Below are 20,021 nucleotides of genomic sequence, written 5' to 3'. Positions count from 1 at the left end.
GGCCCGACATGGGTGACCTCTCCCTCGAGGTCGCCCTCTTCCTGGTCCTGGCCGCGCTGGCCGCGGGCTTCGTCGACGCGGTGGTCGGTGGAGGCGGCCTGATCCAGCTGCCCGCCCTGCTGCTCGGCCTGCCGGGCGCGTCCGTGGTGCAGATCGCGGCGACCAACAAGCTCTCGTCGTTCTGCGGCACCTCGATCAGCGCGGCGACGTACGTCCGGCGCATCCGCCCCGACCCCCGCACGTTCCTGCCGCTGATGGTCGCCGCCGGGCTCGGGTCGGCCGGCGGTGCCCTCGTCGCCTCGCTGCTGCCGCGCAGCGCCTTCGACCCGATCATCTTGGTCGTGCTGGTGGTCGTCGGCGCCTACGTGTGGTTCAAGCCCAGCGTCGGTGAGCTCACCAACCTGCGGTTCCAGGGCGGGCAGCACATCACCGCCGTCGTGCTCACCGGCCTCACGATCGGCTTCTACGACGGTGCGATCGGGCCCGGCACCGGTTCGTTCTTCGTCTTCGCCCTCGTGGGGCTGCTCGGCTACAACTTCCTCGAGGCCTCCGCCAAGGCCAAGCTCGCCAACTGGGCGACCAACCTGGCGGCGCTCGCCGTCTTCATCCCGCAGGGCGCGGTCATCTGGGACCTCGCCCTGGTGATGGCCGCGGCCAACGTGACGGGCGGCTACATCGGCGCCCGGCTCGCGATGGCGCGCGGTGCCCGCTTCGTGCGCGCCTTCTTCCTCGTCGTCGTCGCCGGGTTCGTCGTACGGCTCGGCGGCGGGCTCCTCGGCTGGTGGTGACGGTAGCCTCCACCTCGTGGGAGCGGTCTCGGCAGTCGACGGGTTCCAGCGGCGCCACCCGGCGCTCGGCTTCCCGATCGCCGTCGTCTACAAGTACTTCGACGACCAGGGTCCCTACCTCGCGGCCGCCCTGGCCTACTACGCGTTCATCGCCATCTTCCCGCTGATGCTCCTGGGCACCTCGATCCTGGGTCTGTTCCTGCGCGGGGAGCCCGAGTGGCAGGAGAGCATCCTCAACTCGGCGCTGTCGCAGTTCCCCATCATCGGTGACGAGCTCGGTCGCCCCCAGGGGCTCCAGGGCTCGGTCGGCGGTGTGGTCATCGGTGGACTGGCAGCCCTCTACGGAGCGATGGGGCTCGGCCAGGCGCTGCAGAACACCCAGCACGTGGCGTGGTCGGTGCCGCGCAACAGCCGCCCCAACCCGTTCTACGCGCGGGTCAAGACGCTGCTGCTGCTCCTCACCGCGGGCCTCTCGCTGCTCGGGGTGACGGTGGTCTCGACGATCGCGAGCACCACGGACGTCTTCACCGAGCAGATCGGTGACGGGCTCAAGGCGCTGCTGCCGGTCCTCACGGTCCTCGTGGTCGGCACCGGGCTGACCTACCTCTTCCGGTTCGCTGCCACCGGCCAGCACTCCTTCTGGCGGGCGGCGCCGGGGGGCTTCACGCTGGCCGTCCTGTGGCAGCTGCTGCAGATCGGCGGCGCGTGGTACGTCGACCGGGTGCTCGTCAACACCTCATCGATGACCAAGACCTTCGGGCTCGTCCTCGGCCTGATCGGCTTCCTGTGGATCGGCGCGGTCATGGCCGTGCTGGCCACCGAGGTCAACGTGGTGCTCGCCCGACGGCTGTGGCCCCGGGCGCTGCTCACGCCCTTCACCGACAACGTCCAGCTGACCGAGGCCGACCGTGAGGCCTATGCCCTCTACGCCCGGATGCAGCGGCACAAGGGCTTCGAGAAGGTGGTGGTCCGCTGGGACCCCGGCCCGGCGGAGCGCGCGGCCGAGCAGCCCCCCGAGCCGTCGGGCACCCCCGACGAGCCGTCGCAGCGACCGGCGTGACGTCCTACCTCACCGTTGCCCGCGACGCGACCGCCGAGGTCGAGGACCGCGGCTCCCGCTTCCTCTGCACGCTCCGTCGCGTCGAGACCGAGGACGACGCCCGCGCCCTCGTCGCCGCCCTGCGCCGGGAGCACTGGGACGCCCGGCACCACTGCTCGGCGTTCGTGCTGGGTCCCGACGGCGCGATCCAGCGCTCGTCCGACGACGGTGAACCCGCGGGAACCGCGGGAGCGCCGATGCTCGACGTCCTGCGCGGCGCCGGGCTGAGCGACGTCGCCGCCGTCGTCACCCGCTGGTTCGGCGGCACGCTGCTCGGCGCCGGTGGCCTCGTGCGCGCCTACGGCGACGCGGTGCGCGGGGCCGTGGCGGAGGCCGGGACGCTGCGCCGCAGGCTGTTCACCGAGCTGGTTCTCGAGCTCGACCACGCCGACGCGGGCCGGGTGGAGGGGGAGCTGCGCTCGCGTGGCGTCGTCGTGCTCGACGTGGCGTACGACGCGCGCGTCCGGCTGCTGCTCGCGGCCGCGCCCGACGAGGTGGCGCAGGTCGACAGCCTCGTCGCCGCGGCCACCGGCGGCGGCTCGCACGCGGTCCCGGTGGGGGAGCGCTGGGTCGACGTCAGCCGCTGACGTCCACCACCCCGTCGACGTAGCACCACCGGCCGGCGCGCCGTTCGAACGTGCTCACCTCGTGCAGCTCGCCGCCCTCCCCCTGGCTCCCCTCCCACTGGGCGATGAACTCGACGGTGTCGCCCTCCGCCGCCAGGACCCGGAGCCCGGTCCACCGGGTGGCGGGGTCCGGGCGTACGTCGTCGGGCCGGGTGCGCGGGTGCCAGGTGCGGAACAGGTGGTCGGCGTCCCCGGTGACGAAGGCGGTGTAGCGCGACCGCATCAGCTGCTCGGGCGTGGTCGCCTGCGCGACGTTGGCGAGCAGCGGTCCGCAGCAGGCGTCGTACGTCTCGCCGGCGCCGCAGGGGCACGGGGTGGTCAGCACGGACCGACGATAGCTGGCACCACTTGTGTTGCGGTGTAATCATGTAATGCATGAAGACAGATGAGAGCCGCCGCGGTCGCCGCGGCGGGTGGCAGGTCGCCGACCTGCCGGACGCCTCCGACGCGTCCGAGTGGTTCCACGGGCGCCTGCCCGAGGCATGGTTCAGCGCGGTCGACGTCACCGTCGACCGCGAGGAGATCCTGGTGGTGGGCACGCTCGCCGCCGACGACGTCAGCGGCGCCGAGGCTGAGGGCCGCATCGGCCGGTTCCGCTCCGAGAGCAGGGACACGCGCATCGAGATCGCGCTCGAGGCCCAGGCCCGCTACCGGCGCAAGGTGTCGTGGGGGGTGCGGCTCGGCGACACCGAGGCGCTGTTCACCCACGTCGCCGCCCCCGTCATGACCCGGCTGCGCCAGCCCGAGCGCCGGGTGCTCGACACCCTCGTCGACGCCGGCGTGGCCCGGTCGCGCTCGGACGCGCTGGCCTGGTCGGTGCGGCTGGTGGGCGAGCACGCCGACGAGTGGCTCGGCCAGCTGCGCGAGGCCATGGCGGAGGTCGACAAGCTCCGAGGTGAGGGCCCGACCCCCTGAGGCGAAATCGGATGGCCCGACCCTGCCTGCGCCGCTAGCGTCGCGCGACATGACGATCGACCGGCCACCGACGACCTACAGCAACGACGAGGTCGGGATGCTCCGCTCGTTCCTCGACCACTACCGGGCGACCATCCGGTTGCAGGCGAGCGGGCTGACGGACGCCCAGCTCGACCAGCCGCTGCCGCCGAGCGACCTCACCCTGGGCGGGATGCTCGCGCACCTCGCCTTCGTCGAGGACTACTGGTTCGCCTACCACCTCGCGGCCCGCGAGCCCGCTCCACCGTGGGACACCGCACCGTGGGCCGACGACCCCGACTGGGACTGGCACTGCGCCGTCGGCCGACCCCATGCCGAGCTCGACGCCCTGCTCGCCGCGGCGATCGAGCGCTCCGAGGCGTGCCTCGACGCAGCCCTGGCCCAGGGCCCGGACCCCGGCCGGCCCGTGGCGCGACCGCGACCACCCGAGAAGGGCGAGACCGCCACTGTGCGCTGGGTGCTGGTCCACATGGTCGAGGAGTACGCGCGCCACGCCGGCCACGCCGACCTGATCCGTCAGTCCATCGACGGCGCGACCGACGTCTAGCCCTCCGTCCAGCCCTCCCGCTAGCCCTCGTGGTGCAGGCAGAGCACGTTGCCGTCGGGGTCCTTGAACCACGCCGCCTGTTCTGCGCCCATGACGGCCACGTGGTCGACGGTCTTGAGGTCCGGCAGGTCGTAGTCCTCGAAGACGACGCCACGCTGCTCGAGGTCGTTGATCTCGGCAGCGAGGTCGTCGACCTCGAAGCTCATCGCGGTGCTCTCGGACGGTCGGCTGTCGGGGCGGGGGAGCAGGACGAGCGTGGAGCCGCCCTCCAGGGCGTAGATCGCGCTGCCCTCGTCGTCGGTTCCGGTGTAGTCGAGCCCGAGAGACTCGGAGTAGAAGGTGCGGGCGCGGTCGACGTCGGTGACCGGCATCATCATCGCGATCGTGCTGTGCGTGAGCGACATGGGGGTGCCTCCCTCTCGGCTGGTCACCCCCAGTGTGCGCCTGCCGGGACGGCGTCGGGAGACTGCTCCAGACCGGTCGGACGAAGGGAGAACCAGGTGGGCATCAGGGCAGCGACCGAGGCTGACTGGCCGGCCATCTGGCCCTTCTGGCGCGACATCGTCGAGGCGGGCGAGACCTACGCCTACCCGCTGGGCGCGACGTCGGAGCAGGCCCTCGGCTGGTGGTTCGACGGCAGCCGGGTGACCGTCCTCGAGGAGGACGGCCGGGTCCTCGGCTCCGCGAAGATGGGACCCAACCGACCGGGCCGTGGTGCCCACGTCGGCACCGCGTCGTTCATGGTCGACGCGGGTGCACGCGGTCGCGGCGTCGGCCGGAGGCTGGCCGAGGACATGGTCGCCTGGCACCGCGACCAGGGGTTCGCCGGCATCCAGTTCAACGCGGTCGTCGAGACCAACACCGCCGCGGTCCGGCTGTGGCAGGACCTCGGCTTCTCGATCGTCGGCACGGTGCCCGGCGCCTTCGAGAGCGCGCGGCACGGCCGGGTCGGCCTGCACGTGATGTACCTCGACCTGGGCTGATCGCTGCGGGTTGCGGCGCTGGGAGGCGCGCATCTGGTGGAATGTCCTCCATGGCCGACCCGATCCGCGTCTACCTCCTCGACGACCACGACGTCGTGCGCGAGGGCTTGAAGTTTCTCCTCGAGCAGCAGGAGGACATCGTCGTCGTGGGTCAGTCCGCGACGGCGACCGAGGCCACCGCCCGCATCCCCGCCCTGCGCCCCGACGTCGCCGTGCTCGACGCGCGGCTGCCGGACGGCTCGGGCATCGAGGTCTGCCGCGCCGTCCGGGCCGTCGACCCCACGATCAACGCCCTCATCCTGACGTCGTACGACGACGACGAGGCGCTGTTCGCCGCGATCATGGCCGGTGCGTCGGGCTACGTCCTCAAGGAGATCCGCAGCTCCGACCTGGTGACCGCGGTGCGCCACGTCGCGTCCGGCCGGTCCCTCATCGACCCCGCCATGACCGCGACCGTGCTCGAGCGGATCCGCAACGGCCCCGAGACGCCCGACGAGCTGGCCGCGCTCACCGACCAGGAGCGGATCCTGCTGGGTCACATCGCCGAGGGCCTGACCAACCGGCAGATCGCCGAGCAGATGTTCCTGGCCGAGAAGACGGTGAAGAACTACGTCTCGAGCATCCTCGCCAAGCTCGGCCTCGAGCGGCGGACGCAGGCGGCCGTGCTGGCCTCCAAGCTCCTCGGCCCGGCGCCTCGCTGAGGGGTCCCTCGGCGCTCGGGACCTTGGTCCCGCAGGGCCGGTGACCGGCGGCCCTGCTGCCGCGAGCGTGGTGGCGGGACTCTGGTGGTGACCCGGTAACCCCACCCACTCGAGGAGGAGATGACGATGAACGTCATCCACCGCCAGCACCACATCAGCACCGAGGGCGTCACCACCTCGGAGACCGAGGAAGTCCACAACGTCGGTCTCGCTCGCGCCCTCGCCACCCTGCGGATCGCCTTCGGATTCACCTTCCTGTGGGCTTTCCTCGACAAGACGTTCGCCCTGGGCTTCAGCACCGGCGCCCAGTTCGCCGAGGACGGCTCCCGCACGGGCGTCGACTTCATGGCCCAGGACGCCGCCTGGCTCAACGGAGGCAGCCCGACCGAAGGGTTCCTCACCTTCGGGGTCCCCGCCGACAACCCGTTCAAGGACATGTGGACCAACATGGCCGGGCAGGCATGGGCCGACTGGCTGTTCATGATCGGCCTGCTCGGGATCGGTGTGGCCCTCCTGCTCGGGGTCGGGATGCGGATCGGCACCGCGGCGGGCGCCCTGATGTACGCCTTCATGTACCTCGCAGTCCTCCCGCTGGAGAACAACCCGGTCGTCGATGACCACCTCATCGGCGTGATCGTGATGGTCGTCCTCGCCCTCGGCGCGGCCGGCACCACGTGGGGGCTGGGTCACTGGTGGAACCGCACCGGACTGGTCAAGAAGTACCCCGTCCTGCGATGACACCAGGCCCTCACCGGACCCGGCGCCTCCCCCGGCGCCGGGTCCTCTGACGTGCCGGGTCCTCTGACGTGCAGGGCTCAGGTCAGGGGGACCCGCCACACGAGCACGGTGCCGCGCTCGCCGACCCGGGAGACCTCGAGCGTCCCGCCGAGGTCGTCGGCGCGCCGGCGCGCGTTGCGCAGGCCGCTCTCCAGCACCTCTGCCGGCAGCCCGACGCCGTCGTCGGCCACCCGCAGCTCGAGGCGGTCACCGACCACACCGACGTCGACCTCGGCACCGTCGGCGAGGGCGTGGCGGGCGACGTTGGAGACCGCCTCCCGGAGCACGGCCAGCAGCTGGGCACCCAACGCGGGCGGGACGGCGGTGTCGACCGGCCCGGAGGTGCGCACGACCGGCGTGAAGCCCAGCACCGGGACGTACTCCTTGACGAGCTTGCGGATCGCCGCGCGCAGGGAGTCGCCGCGACGGTCCTGGAGCTCGAAGATCGTGCCGCGGATCGCCTTGATCGTGTCGTCGAGGTCGGCCACGGACCTGTCCAGCCGCTCCGCGACGGCGCTGCCCCCGGTCATCGCCGCGACGCCCTGCAGCTGCAGCCCCGTGGCGAAGAGCCGCTGGATGACGATGTCGTGCAGGTCGCGGGCGATCCGCTCGCGGTCCGAGATCAGCGCCAGCTCCTCACGGTCGGCCAGCGCCTGGGTGCGGTCGAGTGAGAGCGCCAGCTGGTCGGCGAAGCCGGCGAAGAGCTCGCGCTCCTCGACGTCGAGGAGGCCGGACCCCGGCTGGGCGACGGCGACCAGGGCCGTGACGGGCGCGAGGTGCGAGCGCAGCGGCACCACGACGAGGGGTACGCCGTCCGCGCCGGGCGCAGAGGTCGTCACCACGCCCGCGCCGCTGCCCGGCTCGAACCCGGCCCGCGCCTCGGCGAGCAGGGCGGCCACCCGGGCGTCGTCGGCGTCGAGGTCCGGCGCGACGCTGAGCGTGTCGTGGTCGGGACCGTGCGCGGACCACAGCGCCACCGCCCGTGCATGGGCGACCTGGCGCGCGGTGGAGACGATCTGGGGGAGCACGTCGTCGAGGTCGACCGGCGGTTGGAGCAGCTCGGCGAGCTCGGCCGACGCCTCGAGCCACTGCCGGCGCCGCTCGCTCAGCGCGAAGGAGCGCGCGTTGCTGATGACGTAGCCGGCGGTGCGGGCGAGCTCCTCGACGAGCTGCTCGTCGGCGTCGGTGAACGGGCCGCCGCCGGCCTTCTCGGTCAGGTAGAGGTTGCCGAAGACCGTGCCCCGGATCCGCACCGGCATGCCGAGGAACGACGTCATCGGCGGGTGGTTGGGCGGGAAACCCACCGACGCGGCGTGCGCGCTGAGGTCGGTGAGCCGCAGGCCCGACGGGTCCTCGATGATCACGCCGAGGATGCCGCGTCCGCGGGGCAGGTCGCCGATGAGGGCGCGGGTCCGCTCGTCGATGCCGGTCGTGACGAACTCCACCAGCTCGCCGTCGTTGCCCAGCACGCCCAGCGCGCCGTACCTCGCGCCGGTCAGCGCGGTCGCAGCCTCGACGATCCGCGTCAGCACGCTGGTGAGGTCGAGGTCGCTCGAGATCGCCGTGACGGCCTCGAGCAGGGAGCGCGCGTCGGCGCCGAGGTCGGAGGGAGAGGTGTGCGTCACGCGCACCAGTGTGCCGTCAGGCGAGCCGCTGCACAGGGAGGTGCTCCCACGGGTCCCAGCCGCCGCCGAGCTGGCGGCCGGTCAGCTCCGTCCACGGGATGCGGACGACGAGGTTGCGCTGCCCGGTCGCCCAGGGGCGCGGCTCCCAGTGCCGGGCGATCTCCTCGAGCTCGTCCTGGTTGTCGACGAAGGTTCCGCGGCCCCGGACCACGACGCTCCAGCCGCGCTTGAGCTCGTAGTCGAACTGGTCGACCTCGAAGCACAGCAGCGCGCCCCGCCCGTAGGTGCCGAGGAGGCTGTAGGCGGTGGTGCGGATGAGGATCGACTCCCCGTCGACGGCGTAGTTCACCGGGACGATGTGCGGCCCTGTCGGGGTCCCGACCGCGACCCGGCCCGCGACGCCGGCGTTGAGCAGGCGTGCGCAGTCCTCCCGGGAGAGGTCGTGGGTGGTGTGCATGGAGTCCTCCTTCAAGTCGATCTCCAGCCTCCCCCCGGCTCACTTCCCTCAGCAGGGCCGAAGGTCCCGCGCGGACAGGGTCGGGAGTCGGGCGGCCGGTGGAACCGGTGCAGCCGGACTTCGAGCGCACTCGACGTTGACGGGCCGGTCTAGCGTGGAAGGCGTGACGGACGTGGACCAGAAGCACCCAGCACCCAGCACCCTCGGCCAGCTCCGGGAGAGCGGCCACCAGCTCAAGCCCCTGCGCCAGGAGCTGCGCGACAACCTCCTCGCCCGGCTCCGCGACGGCGAGGACCCGTGGCCCGGGCTGCACGGCTTCGCCGACACGGTGATCCCGCAGGTGGAGCGCGCGCTGCTCGCCGGCCACGACATCGTGCTGCTGGGCGAGCGCGGTCAGGGCAAGACCCGCCTCCTGCGCTCCCTGGTCGCGCTGCTCGACGAGTGGACGCCCGTCATCTCCGGCTCCGAGCTCGGCGAGCACCCCTACGAGCCGGTCACGGTCACGTCCCAGCAGGCGGTGGCGACGTACGGCGACGACCTGCGCATCTCGTGGCGCCACCGCGACGAGCGCTATGCCGAGAAGCTGGCGACGCCGGACACCTCGGTCGCCGACCTCATCGGCGACGTCGACCCGATGAAGGTGGCCGAGGGGCGCCACCTCGGCGACCCGGAGACCATCCACTTCGGGCTGATCCCGCGCAGCCACCGCGGCATCGTCGCCATCAACGAGCTGCCCGACCTCGCCGAGCGCATCCAGGTGGCCATGCTCAACGTGATGGAGGAGCGCGACATCCAGATCCGCGGCTACGTGCTGCGGCTCCCGCTCGACGTCCTCGTCGTGGCCAGTGCCAACCCCGAGGACTACACCAACCGCGGCCGCATCATCACCCCGCTCAAGGACCGCTTCGGCGCCGAGATCCGCACGCACTACCCGCGCGAGGTCGAGGAGGAGATCGCCGTCATCGAGCAGGAGGCCGACCTCGTCGCCGAGGTGCCCGACTACCTCCTGGAGGTGCTGGCGCGCTTCACCCGCCACTTGCGTGACTCCCAGTCCGTCGACCAACGCTCGGGCGTCAGCGCCCGCTTCGCGATCGCCGGGGCCGAGACGATCGCCGCCGCTGCCCTGCACCGGGCCACCACCCAGGGCGAGGACGAGGCCGTGGCGCGCGTCGTCGACCTCGAGACCGCCGTCGACGTGCTCGGCGGCAAGATCGAGTTCGAGACCGGCGAGGAGGGCCGCGAGAGCGAGATCCTCACCCACCTGCTCCGCACCGCCGTCGCCGAGACCGTGCGCGCCCACCTCGCCGGCATCGACCTGCGCCTGCTGGTCGAGGCCATCGAGGAGGGCGCGATGGTCAGCACCGGCGCCCGCGTCGGGGCCCGCGACTTCCTGGCCGGACTGCCGGTGCTGGGGGAGTCCGACCTCTACGACGCCGTCTGCGACCGCCTCGGCGCCACCAACGACGGTGAGCGGGCGGCCGCGCTCGAGCTCGCGCTGGAGGGGCTCTACCTCGCCCGCCGGATCGGCAAGGACACCGACGCCGGGGAGACCGTCTATGGCTGAGCACTGCCGAGGACCGCTCCGATGAGCAGGTTCCGCAAGTACGACGGTGGCGACCCGCTCGCCCCGCCGGTCGACCTCGCCGAGGCGCTCGACGCCATCGGGCAGGACGTCATGGCCGGCTACTCGCCCGAGCGTGCGATGCGCGAGTTCCTCCGCCGCGGCGGCAGCGACCAGGCGGGGCTCGATGAACTGGCCCGCCGGGTCGCGGAGAAGCGTCGCGAGATCCTGCAGCGCAACGACCTCGACGGCACCATGCGCGAGGTCCGCGAGCTGCTCGACAAGGCCGTGCTCGCCGAGCGCGGCCAGCTGGCCCGGGACATCACGATGGACGACGGGGACCGCGCGTTCCGCGAGCTCATGCTTGACGACCTCCCCGCTTCCACGCCGGCGGCGGTGTCCGAGCTGTCGGCGTACGACTGGCAGTCCTCGGAGGCGCGCGAAGCCTTTGATGCGATCAAGGACCTGCTCGGCCGCGAGCTGCTCGACCAGCGCTTCGCCGGCATGAAGCAGGCCCTCGAGGGCGCGACCGACGAGGACCGGCAAGCCGTCCAGGAGATGCTGTCCGACCTCAACGACCTGCTGGAGAAGCACGCTGCCGGCGGTGTCACGGACGAGGAGTTCCGTGACTTCATGGACAAGCACGGCGACTTCTTCCCCGACGACCCGCAGGACATGGACGAGCTGCTCGACTCGCTCGCCCAGCGCGCGGCCGCCGCGCAGCGGATGCTCAACTCGATGACGCCCGAGCAGCGCCAGGAGCTGATGGAGCTCTCGCAGCAGGCCTTCGGGTCGCCGCAGCTGATGGAGCAGCTGGCCCGTATGGACGCCAACCTCCAGGCGTTGCGGCCGGGCGAGGACTGGTCGGGCTCCGAGAGCTTCGAGGGCGACCAGGGCATGGGTCTCGGCGACGGCACCGGCGCCCTGCAGGACCTCGCCCAGCTCGACGCGCTCGCCGACCAGCTCGCCCAGTCGCACCACGGTGCGCGGATGGACGACGTCGACCTCGATGCCCTGGCCAGGCAGCTCGGTTCCGAGGCGGCGGTGGCGGCGAAGACCCTGCAGGAGCTCGAGCGGGCGCTGCGCGACAGCGGCTACCTCAAGCGCGGCTCCGACGGCGAGCTGCGGCTCTCGCCCAAGGCGATGCGCCAGCTCGGCAAGGCGCTGCTTCGTGACGTGGCGGAGCGGATGAGCGGTCGCGCCGGCGCGCGGGAGACGCGTACGACCGGGCTCGCGGGCGAGCCGTCGGGCGCCAGCCGGCAGTGGGAGTTCGGCTCCACCGAGCCGTGGGACGTGCCCCGCACGATCACCAACGCCGTGCTCCGGGGAGGTGCGTCACCGGTGCGCATCCAGGTCGACGACATCGAGGTCGTCGAGACCGAGGCCCGCACCCAGGCAGCGGTCGCGCTGCTGGTCGACACGTCGTTCTCGATGGCGATGGACGGCCGGTGGGTGCCGATGAAGCGCACGGCGCTGGCGCTGCACCAGCTGGTGCGATCGCGCTTCCGCGGTGACGACATCCAGCTGATCGCCTTCGGCCGGCACGCGCAGGTGATGGAGATCGAGGAGCTGACCGCCCTCGATGCCCGGTGGGACAAGGGGACCAACCTCCACCACGGGCTGCTGCTGGCCAACCGGTTCTTCCGCAAGCACCCCAACGCCCAGCCCGTGCTCCTCGTCGTCACCGACGGTGAGCCGACGGCCCACCTCGAGCCCGACGGCGACGTCTGGTTCTCCTACCCGCCGCACCCGCTGACGATCGCCCACTCCGTCCGTGAGCTCGACGCCGCGGCGCGGCTGGGTGCGCAGACGACGTTCTTCCGGCTCGGCGAGGACCCCGGGCTGGCGCGCTTCATCGACTCGATGGCGCGCCGGGTCGACGGGCGGATGGTCAGCCCCGAGCTCGACGACCTCGGCGCCGCGGTGGTCGGGTCCTACCTCGGCTCGCGCGGTCCCGCGTCGTCCTACCGCGAGCACTTCGGCGACTGGTACGGCGGTGGCCGGGGGTTCTGGGTCTAGGAGCCCGCGGCCTCGAGCATCCGCAGGAGCTCGGCGCCCATGTGCTCGATGACGGCGTCGAGGGCCTTCTTCGGGCGAACCATCACGGTGAAGTCGACGATCTGGCCGCGCTCGTCCCAGGTGATCATGTCGACGCCGGACACGTCGAGACCGCCCACCTCGGTGCGGAACTGCAGGACCGCGGAGTCGTCACCGAGCCACTCGCGCTCGTAGGCCAGCGCGGGCCCGAGCACGGTGAACGCGGCGGTGAGGTAACCGACGACGGTGTCGCGCCCGACCTGCGGCGTGTGCACCGCCGGGCTCCGGAAGACGGCGTCCGCGGCGACGAGGGCGGGCAGCCCGGCCGGGTCGCGGCTCTCGACGACGGCGTGCCAGCGGGCGAGGGCGGCGGCTGCGTCCATGCACGCCATCGTGCCACTGTCGACGGTTCAGCGCCGCGCTCGCCGTCCGTCGGGGTAGTCCAGTGGGAACTGGTCGCGGCACGGCCTGAAAGGCAGCCGGATTGCACTGGACTACCGCCCGTCAGCCCTCGCCGTGGTCTCTCCCGGTGGACTATCGACCGTCAGTCCTCAGCGAAGCCCGGCAGTGACTCCTCGAGGATCTCCCGGAAGGGCACGCTGGCACCGAGCTGGCTGAGCAGGCCGACGGCCCCGAGCCAGGTGCGGTGGATCAGCAGGTACGACGACGGCAGGTTGAGCTTGGTGGCGAGGGTGAACGTCTCGGAGCGAGGGTCGTTGACCCGCTCGAACTGCTCGCGCATCCACTCGCGGGTGAAGGTGAAGCGCTCCTGGTCGGCGGGCTCGACGAAGGGGGCGAGGTAGGCGAGCAGCAGGGCCGGGTCGACCTCGATCCGGTCCTTGATGAACCCCTCCGCGCGGAGCCCGGCGACCAGCGACTCCTCGTCCGAGTCGAGCGCGATGCGGATGAGCCGGCCCATCGCCTCGGGGAGCTGCCCCTGCGGCAGCCGGGCGACGGCACCGAAGTCGAGGACGCCCAGCTGGCCGAGCCCCCCGTCGGGGCCGGGGATGACGCGGAAGTTGCCCGGGTGGGGGTCGGCGTGGAGCATGCCGGTGCGCCGCGGTCCCTCGAAGAGGAAGCGGACGAACAGCTCGCCGTAGTGGTCGCGCTCCTCCTGCGTGCCGTCGCGGATGACGTGAGCGAGGGAGTAGGCGGAGTCCATCCACTCGGTCACCAGCACCTCGGTGCCGACGGCGACCACGGCGGGCACCACGATGTCGGGGTGGTCGGCGAAGGCCTCGGCATAGGCGGCCTGCGCCTCCGCCTCGAGGTGGTAGTCGAGCTCGTCGGCCGCGCGGTCCTGCAGCTCGGCCACCAGCGGCTTGATGTCGATGCCGGGGAAGGCGGGCGCCACCCCGCGCGCGACGCGCGCGATCTGGCGCAGGTCGGACATCAGCGCCTCCCCGGCTCCGGGGTACTGCACCTTCACCGCGACGTCGCGATCCTCCTCGGAGTCGACCGCGAGGTCGCGCCAGCGCGCGCGGTGCACCTGGCCGATGGACGCAGCCGCGGTCGGAGCGCCGTCGAGCCAGACCAGCCGCTCGGACCAGTCGTCGCCGAGGTGCGTGGTCAGCTGCTCGCGCACCGTCGCGGTGGGCATCGGGGGAGCGGAGTCCTGCAGCGCCGTGAGGTGCTCCCGGTAGGGCGCGGTGACCTCCTCGGGAAGGGCGGACTCCAGCACGCTGAGTGCCTGGCCGAACTTCATCGCCCCGCCCTTGAGCTCGCCCAGGGTGCGGAACAGCTGTTCGGCGGTGCGCTGCTGCACCTCGGTGAGCACCGCGTCGGCGGGCTTGCCGCCGAGCCGCTTGCCCAGCCCGACCGCCTGTCGCCCGGCATACCCCAACGGGAGCGCGGCCAGGCGGGCCGTGCGAGCGGCGGCCTTGCGCGGGAGGTCGGTCATGCCTCCCATCATCACCGATGCCCGGTGACGAGGGCGTGACCTCCGGCGAGCCGGCTCGTTGCATGGGTGACGACCTCGACCCTCTCGGGAGGACATCCGTGCGATCCACAACCCTTCTCGCCTGTGTGAGCAGCGTGCTCGCCGCCGCCGCGACCTTCGGCGTCGCCACGAGCGCGCCGGCCGCGGGACAGGCGGCCGACCAGGCCACCGACCAGGCCAACGTCTCCGACTTCCTCGCCCAGCAGCTGCCCGGGCTCTCGGGGAGGACGACGGTGATGGTGCACGGCACCTCCATCAGCGCCGCCCGGCAGGCAGTCGAGGCCACCGGGATGCGCAAGACCGGTGAGTTCACCCGCATCGGGGTGGTCGTCGCCGACGCCTCCCGCAGCCAGGTCGAGGCGGTCCGAGCCCAGACGGGCGTGACGTACGTCGAGGGCGGGGAGCAGCCGATCGACTTCTTCCAGGAGACGTCCAACACCGCCACCCGTGGCGCCGAGGCAGCCGCCACCCTCACCGGCGCCGACGGCACGCCGCTGACGGGCCGTGGCGTGAGCGTCGCGGTCATCGACTCCGGCGTCGACCCGACCCACCCCTACTTCCGTGAGGCCGACGGCTCGAGCGCGGTCGTCGCCAACCTCAAGGCGGTCTGCGAGCCGCTGACCGAGACCTGCTCGGTGCAGCGCGTGCCGGCCTCCGTCGACACCGACACCCTCTCGGTCGGCGGCCACGGCACCCACGTCAGCGGCATCGTCGCGGGTCGCCCGACCACGCTGACCGACGGCGGCAAGCTCCAGGGCGCCGCCCCGGGCGCCAAGCTGGTGTCGATCTCCACCGGTGCGGGCATCGTGATCCTCGGCGCCGACTCCGCGCTCAACTGGGTGCTCGAGAACCACGAGGCGCCGTGCGGTGTCGGCGTACCCGCGTCGACGTGCCCGCCGATCAAGGTCACCAACAACTCCTACGGTCCCAGCGGCGGTGGCGAGTTCGACCCCGAGTCGGCCACGGTCAAGCTCCAGCGCGCGCTCGCGGCCGAGGGCGTCGTCACGGTGTGGGCGGCCGGCAACGACGGCGGCGACGGCTCGACCAGCCTGACCAACCCGCCCGGCCAGGACCCCACCGGCGGCATCCTCTCCGTCGCCTCCTACTACGACCAGGACACCGGCACCCGTGAGGGCGTCGTGTCGGACTACAGCTCGCGCGGTCTCGCCTCGGACGCCTCGACGTGGCCCGACATCTCGGCGCCGGGCGAGAACATCACGTCTTCGTGCCGCCTCTACCTGGCGATCTGCTCGACCGGCCTCGACTTCCGCAACGGTCCGGGCGCCCTCGACCTCGGCACCTTCAACACCATCAGTGGTACGTCGATGGCGGCGCCGCACGTCGCCGGCATCGTCGCCCAGCTGTTCCAGGCCGACCCGATGGCGACGCCGGCGGAGGTCGAGCGGGCGCTCAAGGTCTCGGCGCACAAGTTCACCGACGGCGCCGGCTACGAGCCCGGCGACCTCGGCACCACGTCGTACGACAAGGGCCACGGCCTCGTCGACGTCGTGGCGGCAGTCGCGGCCCTGGGGTGAGCTCCGGCTCGTCACAGGGCTGAACCAGACCCTCCGGAGGAGGGCCGTCGCGCGACAGGGGCGCGATGGTGCGGGGCGGGCGGAGGCCGTGGGGTCTTCCGCCCGCCCCGGTGTCTGTCCCGGAGCAACGGCCTGCTGGGAGGGTGGGGGGATGGAGATCGAGTTCGCCGGCGAGGTGGTCGAGTGGCGTGGCCCGGCGCCGTACGTCTTCGTCCCGCTCCCGCCGGACGCGGCTGACCTCGTCGACGAGGTGAAGGCGGACGTCGTCTACTGGGGCGTCGTGCCGGTCCGCGCGTGGATCGGTGGCACGGAGTTCACCACCGCGATGTTCCCCCGCGAGGACACCTGGTTCCTGCCGCTGAAGGTGGCCGTGCGTCGTGCCGAGGACGTCGACCTCGGCGAGGTCGTCGAGGTGCGGATGCACGTCGGGCGCGACTGAGCCCGGTCGGATGCAACCTCTCGGGGCCGCGTCGCGTCTCCCTGTACGTCCCCGTCCGGGGCCACGACACGAGAACGGACCAGCCCCATGCGTAGGACCCTCCTGAGCATCGCGACCATCGCGGTCGCCACCCTCGCCCTGACCCAGGCCCCGGCCGCGAACGCCGACAGCATCGGCGTCACCGACCCGAAGGACCTCGGCCACGGCGTCGACCTCCGGTCGGTGGAGGTCGAGCACAAGACGCGCAACGTCGTGGTGACCACCACCCACACCGACCTGCGGCCGTCGTACCGGACGGGCTCCTCGGGCTCGGTCTTCCTCGACACCGACCCCGCCGACCCGGGGCCGGAGTACGCCCTCTCGGGCGGGTACTTCCTCGGCACGGACTACGTGCTGGTCGAGGTCGACGGCTTCTCCCGCAAGGCGATGGGCGAGCCGGTGGAAGGGTCGTACCGGATGAGCGTCGACTACGACACCGAGCACGTCCGCATGCGGATCTCCCGCGAGGCGATCGGGTCGCCCGACGAGGTCCGTGTCGCCGTACGCGTCGCTGGTTCGCGCCCCGACGGCAGCAACACCCGCACGGACTGGCTCGGCGAGCCGCGCAGCTTCACCGACTGGGTCGCGCAGTGACGTGATCCAGACCGTGCCCGGCTACCTGACGACGCGGACCTCCTGCGGCCAGCCGCAGCCCTCGGCGACCTTCGCGGCCCACATCTTCGCGGTCTCCAGGTCGGGGACGTCGATGATCGTGATGCCGCCGAGGTACTCGGTGGTCTCGGTGTAGGGCCCGTCGGTGACGACCATCGTCCCGCTCGTGCCGTCGGCGCTGAACGCCTCGGTCATGTCCTCCTCGAGCCCGCCGGCGAAGACGAGCACTCCCGCCTCCTCCATCTCGCGGACCACGGCCGTGCTCGGCTCCACGCGGGTCTGGAACCACTCGGCCGGGTGGTCGCCGACCCACTGCTGGTGGAAGTAGATGGCGTACTGCGTCATGTCGCTCCTCCTCGCGGCCGCCCCGTGCGGCCCGTCACCACTCTGACGGACGAGCAGGCTCCGGATCGACAGGTCGGTCGAGCAAGGGGCACAGCTGGTGCGTGCCGAGTGCCCGCGCTGCCTGTCTCGCGCCCGCTGCCAGGGCCGTCTTCACCTCGGCGCCGTCGAGGTGGGCCGCGAGGTAGCCGGCCATGAACCCGTCGCCGGCGCCGTTCGTGTCGACGACGCTCTGCACCGGCTCGGCCGGGACGTGGTGCTCGTCGCCGCGGGCGTCGACGGCGAGGGCGCCGTCGGCGCCGAGGGTGCAGACGGCGAGCCCCGCTCCGCGCGCGATGCAGGCTCGCAGCAGCTCGCGGACCGACGACGTGCGGTCGCCGTTCATGAAGACGAAGCCCGCCGCGTCGGCGAAGGGCGCGTGGAACGCGCTCCGCCCGTCGTAGTCGTGGAGGTCGGTCCAGATCGGGACGCCGGTGGCCACGACGGCGTCGACCGCGGCGCGCGAGGTCTCGCTGAGATCGAGGACGAGGGCGCGGGCTCCACCGGCGGCTCGTCGAAGGGCCGACACCGCGGCGGCGACGTCGTCCGGGTCGACCTGCGGGACGTCGAGGTAGAGGGAGACGCGCCCGCCGTGCGGGTCCATCAGGTTGAGGTGGCGTTCGCTCGGGCCATCGACGTACGTCGCCGCGACGGGGACCGAGGCCCGTCGCAGCGTCTGCTCGATCTCCGCCGCCGCGGCGTCCGTCCCGAGCACCGTGTGCAGCTCGACATCGACGCCGAGCTCGCGCAGGTGCGCCGCCTTGCCCGCCGACGTACCGCCCAGCACGTGTCGGTGCCCTCGCGCGAACTGCATGTGCGGCACGGGCGCGGGCAGCTCGTCGAGGTCGACGACCTGGTTCCACGACGCCGGGCCGTGCACGACCACGTCGACCATGGCGAGGAGGCTAGCGTGCGGGTCAGGCCGGCACGGCCATTCCGAAGGGGGACGAGGGTCGATGTTCGAGCGCTTCCTGGGTGTCTTCGCATCGAGTGGCGGTGACGTCGCTGCACCGGCGCAGGCCACGGTCGATGCGTGCCTCGAGGCCGCTGGCGGCAGGAGCTTCGCGGATGGTCTCTACCGTGTCCACACCAGGACCTCGGCGAGCGCCTCGGACGCCCTGGTGGCGGACGCGTTCCCGGAGCTCGCCGGGCGGCTGGCCTGCTTCGGCTACGACTGGCTCGGACGTCAGTTCGCCACGGACGCAGCGCGCGGAGCGAGCGACGTGGCCTGCCGGAGGGCACGCCCATCACCCGTGTGGTGCCGCCAACCCCATAGGTCGAAGTCCGCTCGCGCATGGCACGAGTGAACTTCGATCGGGGAGCTCAGACCGGGTCAGGCCGTCTCGGGGAACTTCACCCCGGTGTTGGCGTGGCAGCGGTAGCCGAACGGGTTCTTGGCGAGGTACTGCTGGTGGGCGTCCTCGGCGTAGTAGTACGGCGTCTCGCCCGCGGGGCGGATCTCGGTGGTGATCTCGCCGAGGCCGCGGCGGGCGAGCTCCTCGCCGTAGACCTTGGTCAGCTCGCGGGCGACCTGCTCCTGCTCGGGTGTGGTCCAGTAGATCGCGGAGCGGTACTGGGTGCCGACGTCGTTGCCCTGGCGCATGCCCTGGGTCGGGTCGTGGATCTCGAAGAACTTCTTGAGCAGGTCGGCGTACGACACCTTCGCGGGGTCGAAGACGACCCGGACGGCCTCGGTGTGGCCGGTGTGACCGCTGCACACCTCGTCGTAGGTCGGGTTGGGCGTGCTTCCGCCGGCGTAGCCGACGGACGTCGACCAGACGCCGGGGACCTGCCAGTAGATCTCCTCGGCGCCCCAGAAGCAGCCGAGGCCGAGGATCGCGACCTCGTGGCCGTCGGGGACGTCGTCGCTGACGACGGGGGTGCGCAGGACCACGTGCTCGCCCAGGGTCCACATCTGCTGCTCGCGCCCCGGGAGCGCCTGGTCGGGGGTGGGCAGGGTGGTGGGCTTGCCGAATCCGAACATGCCTCCATTGTCGCGCGCGGGACAAGGCCCGCCTCCCCGTACGTTGAACTACGCGGTCTAGACGTCCGCGCTGTCACCGATGCGCGAACGTCGGGGCGGGAGGACGGTGAAGACATCAGCAGCACAATCGTCGAAAGGAAGCGTCATGTCTTCACGTCGAACGGTTCGGCAGCTCGTGGTTGCCGTCCTTGTCGGGATCCTGGTCGGGGGCGGCCTGATGGCCGTCACGCCGGCAGGAGCCGAGGTCAGCAGCGCGCTGGCCACCAACTGGAAGAAGATCTGGAAGAAGGAGATCAGGCCGCGCGCGGACAAGCGGTACTACACCAAGAAGCAGAGTGACGGGAAGTACCAGCCCAAGGGCTCCTACGAGACCGCCGGCTCGGGGTACACCAAGGCCGAGACCTACTCCAAGGCCGAGGCCGACTCGAAGTACCAGCCCAAGGGCAACTACGCGCTCGACGGGTCGTCGTACACCAAGGCGGAGATCGACGCCAAGCTCGCTCCGCTCGTCAACTCTGTCGCCGCGACCGCGGGCGGTGACCAGAGCCTGGACCTGACCCCGGCCGACCAAGTCGCTCGTTCAGTGAGCCTGATGCCCCCGGCCAACGGGTCCGTCATCGTCTCGTCGTCGGCCTACATCCTCGGCAGCGTGGCCGGTCACACCCGGTGCTCGATCACCACGGGCACGTCGCTGGACGGGGCTGCCCTTCAGATCGTCACTCCTGGCGCCTCCGCGTTCCAGTCAATCTCCGGCACCCGCGGATTCGCCGTCACCAAGGGCGCCCTGTTCACGGTCAACCTGGTCTGCGACGAGTCCACGGGCGAGGCCAGCCTCGGCGACAGCTCGTTGACCGCCATCTTCGCCCCTTCGTGACCTCGAGCCTCGACCACACGGTCTGACCCAGCGGTCCCACGCCTCCACCACGGCCGCCGCATC

At 71.9% G+C, this 20,021-nt stretch carries 24 protein-coding genes; 15 read left to right on the top strand and 9 right to left on the bottom strand.

All coding sequences use genetic code 11. The features are described 5' to 3' along the window. Positions 1-8: 8 nt before the first annotated feature. The 3 genes from HOO61_RS22415 to HOO61_RS22405 are packed head-to-tail and all read left to right on the top strand — an operon-like array spanning position 9 to position 2,474. Positions 9-788 (top strand): TSUP family transporter, encoded by a 780-nt coding sequence (locus tag HOO61_RS22415; RefSeq protein WP_172262038.1) that lies wholly within the window; start codon positions 9-11, stop codon positions 786-788. 16 nt (positions 789-804) lie between these two features. Continuing rightward, positions 805-1,848: a YhjD/YihY/BrkB family envelope integrity protein gene (locus tag HOO61_RS22410; protein ID WP_172262036.1), complete on the top strand. Its 1,044-nt coding sequence runs from the start codon at positions 805-807 to the stop codon at positions 1,846-1,848. After that, positions 1,845-2,474 carry a YigZ family protein gene (locus tag HOO61_RS22405; RefSeq protein ID WP_172262034.1) on the top strand — a complete coding sequence of 210 codons (630 nt, stop codon included), beginning with the start codon at positions 1,845-1,847 and terminating at the stop codon, positions 2,472-2,474. The genes HOO61_RS22410 and HOO61_RS22405 overlap by 4 nt, the downstream gene beginning before the upstream one ends. Here HOO61_RS22405 and HOO61_RS22400 read toward each other — a convergent pair. After that, complete coding sequence (locus HOO61_RS22400) at positions 2,464-2,835, bottom strand: YchJ family protein (RefSeq protein ID WP_172262103.1); 372 nt, start codon at positions 2,833-2,835, stop codon at positions 2,464-2,466. The two genes, HOO61_RS22405 and HOO61_RS22400, sit on opposite strands and share 11 nt — an antisense overlap. Before the next feature lie 53 nt (positions 2,836-2,888). On the opposite strand from HOO61_RS22400, the gene HOO61_RS22395 reads away from it, so the two are divergent. Both HOO61_RS22395 and HOO61_RS22390 read left to right on the top strand, forming a co-directional pair. Beyond that, positions 2,889-3,428: a hypothetical protein gene (locus tag HOO61_RS22395; protein ID WP_172262032.1), complete on the top strand. Its 540-nt coding sequence runs from the start codon at positions 2,889-2,891 to the stop codon at positions 3,426-3,428. A gap of 49 nt (positions 3,429-3,477) precedes the next feature. Next, the gene (locus tag HOO61_RS22390) at positions 3,478-4,014 is read left to right on the top strand and encodes a DinB family protein (RefSeq protein WP_172262030.1); all 537 of its coding nucleotides are present in this window, start codon (positions 3,478-3,480) and stop codon (positions 4,012-4,014) included. Positions 4,015-4,034: 20 nt separating this feature from the next. On the opposite strand, the gene HOO61_RS22385 is transcribed toward HOO61_RS22390, so the two are convergent. Continuing rightward, positions 4,035-4,418, bottom strand: a complete 384-nt coding sequence (locus HOO61_RS22385; protein ID WP_172262028.1) for a VOC family protein — start codon at positions 4,416-4,418, stop codon at positions 4,035-4,037. Between the two features lie 96 nt (positions 4,419-4,514). On the opposite strand from HOO61_RS22385, the gene HOO61_RS22380 reads away from it, so the two are divergent. The 3 genes from HOO61_RS22380 to HOO61_RS22370 all read left to right on the top strand — a co-directional run bounded on the left by HOO61_RS22380 (position 4,515) and on the right by HOO61_RS22370 (position 6,436). Continuing rightward, a complete protein-coding gene (locus tag HOO61_RS22380; protein ID WP_172262026.1) occupies positions 4,515-4,997 on the top strand; it encodes a GNAT family N-acetyltransferase in 483 nt (160 codons plus the stop codon). A gap of 50 nt (positions 4,998-5,047) precedes the next feature. Beyond that, on the top strand, positions 5,048-5,698 hold the full coding sequence (locus tag HOO61_RS22375; RefSeq protein WP_172262024.1) for a response regulator transcription factor: 651 nt from the start codon (positions 5,048-5,050) through the stop codon (positions 5,696-5,698). A gap of 126 nt (positions 5,699-5,824) precedes the next feature. Then, entirely contained in the window at positions 5,825-6,436 is a 612-nt protein-coding gene (locus tag HOO61_RS22370) for a hypothetical protein (protein ID WP_172262022.1), read from the top strand. Between the two features lie 77 nt (positions 6,437-6,513). Here HOO61_RS22370 and HOO61_RS22365 read toward each other — a convergent pair whose 3' ends face one another. Together HOO61_RS22365 and HOO61_RS22360 are read right to left on the bottom strand one after the other, a co-directional pair. Beyond that, positions 6,514-8,100 (bottom strand): GAF domain-containing protein, encoded by a 1,587-nt coding sequence (locus HOO61_RS22365; protein ID WP_172262020.1) that lies wholly within the window; start codon positions 8,098-8,100, stop codon positions 6,514-6,516. 16 nt (positions 8,101-8,116) lie between these two features. Beyond that, complete coding sequence (locus tag HOO61_RS22360; RefSeq protein ID WP_172262018.1) at positions 8,117-8,557, bottom strand: pyridoxamine 5'-phosphate oxidase family protein; 441 nt, start codon at positions 8,555-8,557, stop codon at positions 8,117-8,119. A gap of 163 nt (positions 8,558-8,720) precedes the next feature. Between HOO61_RS22360 and HOO61_RS22355 the strand changes: the two genes are divergently transcribed. Together HOO61_RS22355 and HOO61_RS22350 are read left to right on the top strand one after the other, a co-directional pair. Continuing rightward, positions 8,721-10,121, top strand: a complete 1,401-nt coding sequence (locus HOO61_RS22355) for a sigma 54-interacting transcriptional regulator (RefSeq protein WP_367650283.1) — start codon at positions 8,721-8,723, stop codon at positions 10,119-10,121. 21 nt (positions 10,122-10,142) lie between these two features. Beyond that, on the top strand, positions 10,143-12,137 hold the full coding sequence (locus HOO61_RS22350) for a VWA domain-containing protein (RefSeq protein WP_172262016.1): 1,995 nt from the start codon (positions 10,143-10,145) through the stop codon (positions 12,135-12,137). On the opposite strand, the gene HOO61_RS22345 is transcribed toward HOO61_RS22350, so the two are convergent. After that, complete coding sequence (locus tag HOO61_RS22345; protein WP_172262014.1) at positions 12,134-12,538, bottom strand: nuclear transport factor 2 family protein; 405 nt, start codon at positions 12,536-12,538, stop codon at positions 12,134-12,136. The two genes, HOO61_RS22350 and HOO61_RS22345, sit on opposite strands and share 4 nt — an antisense overlap. Before the next feature lie 161 nt (positions 12,539-12,699). Further along, positions 12,700-14,055 carry an AarF/ABC1/UbiB kinase family protein gene (locus HOO61_RS22340; RefSeq protein WP_172262012.1) on the bottom strand — a complete coding sequence of 452 codons (1,356 nt, stop codon included), beginning with the start codon at positions 14,053-14,055 and terminating at the stop codon, positions 12,700-12,702. Between the two features lie 125 nt (positions 14,056-14,180). Between HOO61_RS22340 and HOO61_RS22335 the strand changes: the two genes are divergently transcribed. From HOO61_RS22335 to HOO61_RS22325, 3 genes are all read left to right on the top strand, one after another. Then, positions 14,181-15,629 (top strand): S8 family serine peptidase, encoded by a 1,449-nt coding sequence (locus HOO61_RS22335; protein ID WP_367650282.1) that lies wholly within the window; start codon positions 14,181-14,183, stop codon positions 15,627-15,629. Between the two features lie 151 nt (positions 15,630-15,780). After that, positions 15,781-16,068 (top strand): DUF1905 domain-containing protein, encoded by a 288-nt coding sequence (locus tag HOO61_RS22330; protein ID WP_172262010.1) that lies wholly within the window; start codon positions 15,781-15,783, stop codon positions 16,066-16,068. Positions 16,069-16,155: 87 nt separating this feature from the next. After that, entirely contained in the window at positions 16,156-16,701 is a 546-nt protein-coding gene (locus tag HOO61_RS22325; protein ID WP_172262008.1) for a hypothetical protein, read from the top strand. Between the two features lie 21 nt (positions 16,702-16,722). Here HOO61_RS22325 and HOO61_RS22320 read toward each other — a convergent pair whose 3' ends face one another. Together HOO61_RS22320 and HOO61_RS22315 are read right to left on the bottom strand one after the other, a co-directional pair. Further along, positions 16,723-17,064 (bottom strand): YciI family protein, encoded by a 342-nt coding sequence (locus HOO61_RS22320; RefSeq protein WP_172262006.1) that lies wholly within the window; start codon positions 17,062-17,064, stop codon positions 16,723-16,725. Positions 17,065-17,098: 34 nt separating this feature from the next. Next, complete coding sequence (locus tag HOO61_RS22315) at positions 17,099-17,995, bottom strand: carbohydrate kinase family protein (RefSeq protein WP_172262004.1); 897 nt, start codon at positions 17,993-17,995, stop codon at positions 17,099-17,101. A gap of 61 nt (positions 17,996-18,056) precedes the next feature. Here HOO61_RS22315 and HOO61_RS22310 point away from each other — a divergent pair, with 61 nt between their 5' ends. Then, complete coding sequence (locus tag HOO61_RS22310; protein WP_172262002.1) at positions 18,057-18,407, top strand: hypothetical protein; 351 nt, start codon at positions 18,057-18,059, stop codon at positions 18,405-18,407. A gap of 26 nt (positions 18,408-18,433) precedes the next feature. On the opposite strand, the gene msrA is transcribed toward HOO61_RS22310, so the two are convergent. Next, the gene (gene msrA, locus HOO61_RS22305; RefSeq protein WP_172262000.1) at positions 18,434-19,084 is read right to left on the bottom strand and encodes a peptide-methionine (S)-S-oxide reductase MsrA; all 651 of its coding nucleotides are present in this window, start codon (positions 19,082-19,084) and stop codon (positions 18,434-18,436) included. Positions 19,085-19,229: 145 nt separating this feature from the next. On the opposite strand from msrA, the gene HOO61_RS22300 reads away from it, so the two are divergent. Further along, on the top strand, positions 19,230-19,958 hold the full coding sequence (locus HOO61_RS22300; RefSeq protein WP_172261998.1) for a hypothetical protein: 729 nt from the start codon (positions 19,230-19,232) through the stop codon (positions 19,956-19,958). Positions 19,959-20,021 lie beyond the last annotated feature (63 nt).

The organism is Nocardioides sp. zg-1230, assembly GCF_013155335.1.
GTDB lineage: Bacteria > Actinomycetota > Actinomycetes > Propionibacteriales > Nocardioidaceae > Nocardioides.
Note: the sequence above shows the minus strand (reverse complement) of the source record. Positions and strands in the feature narration are given on the sequence as shown.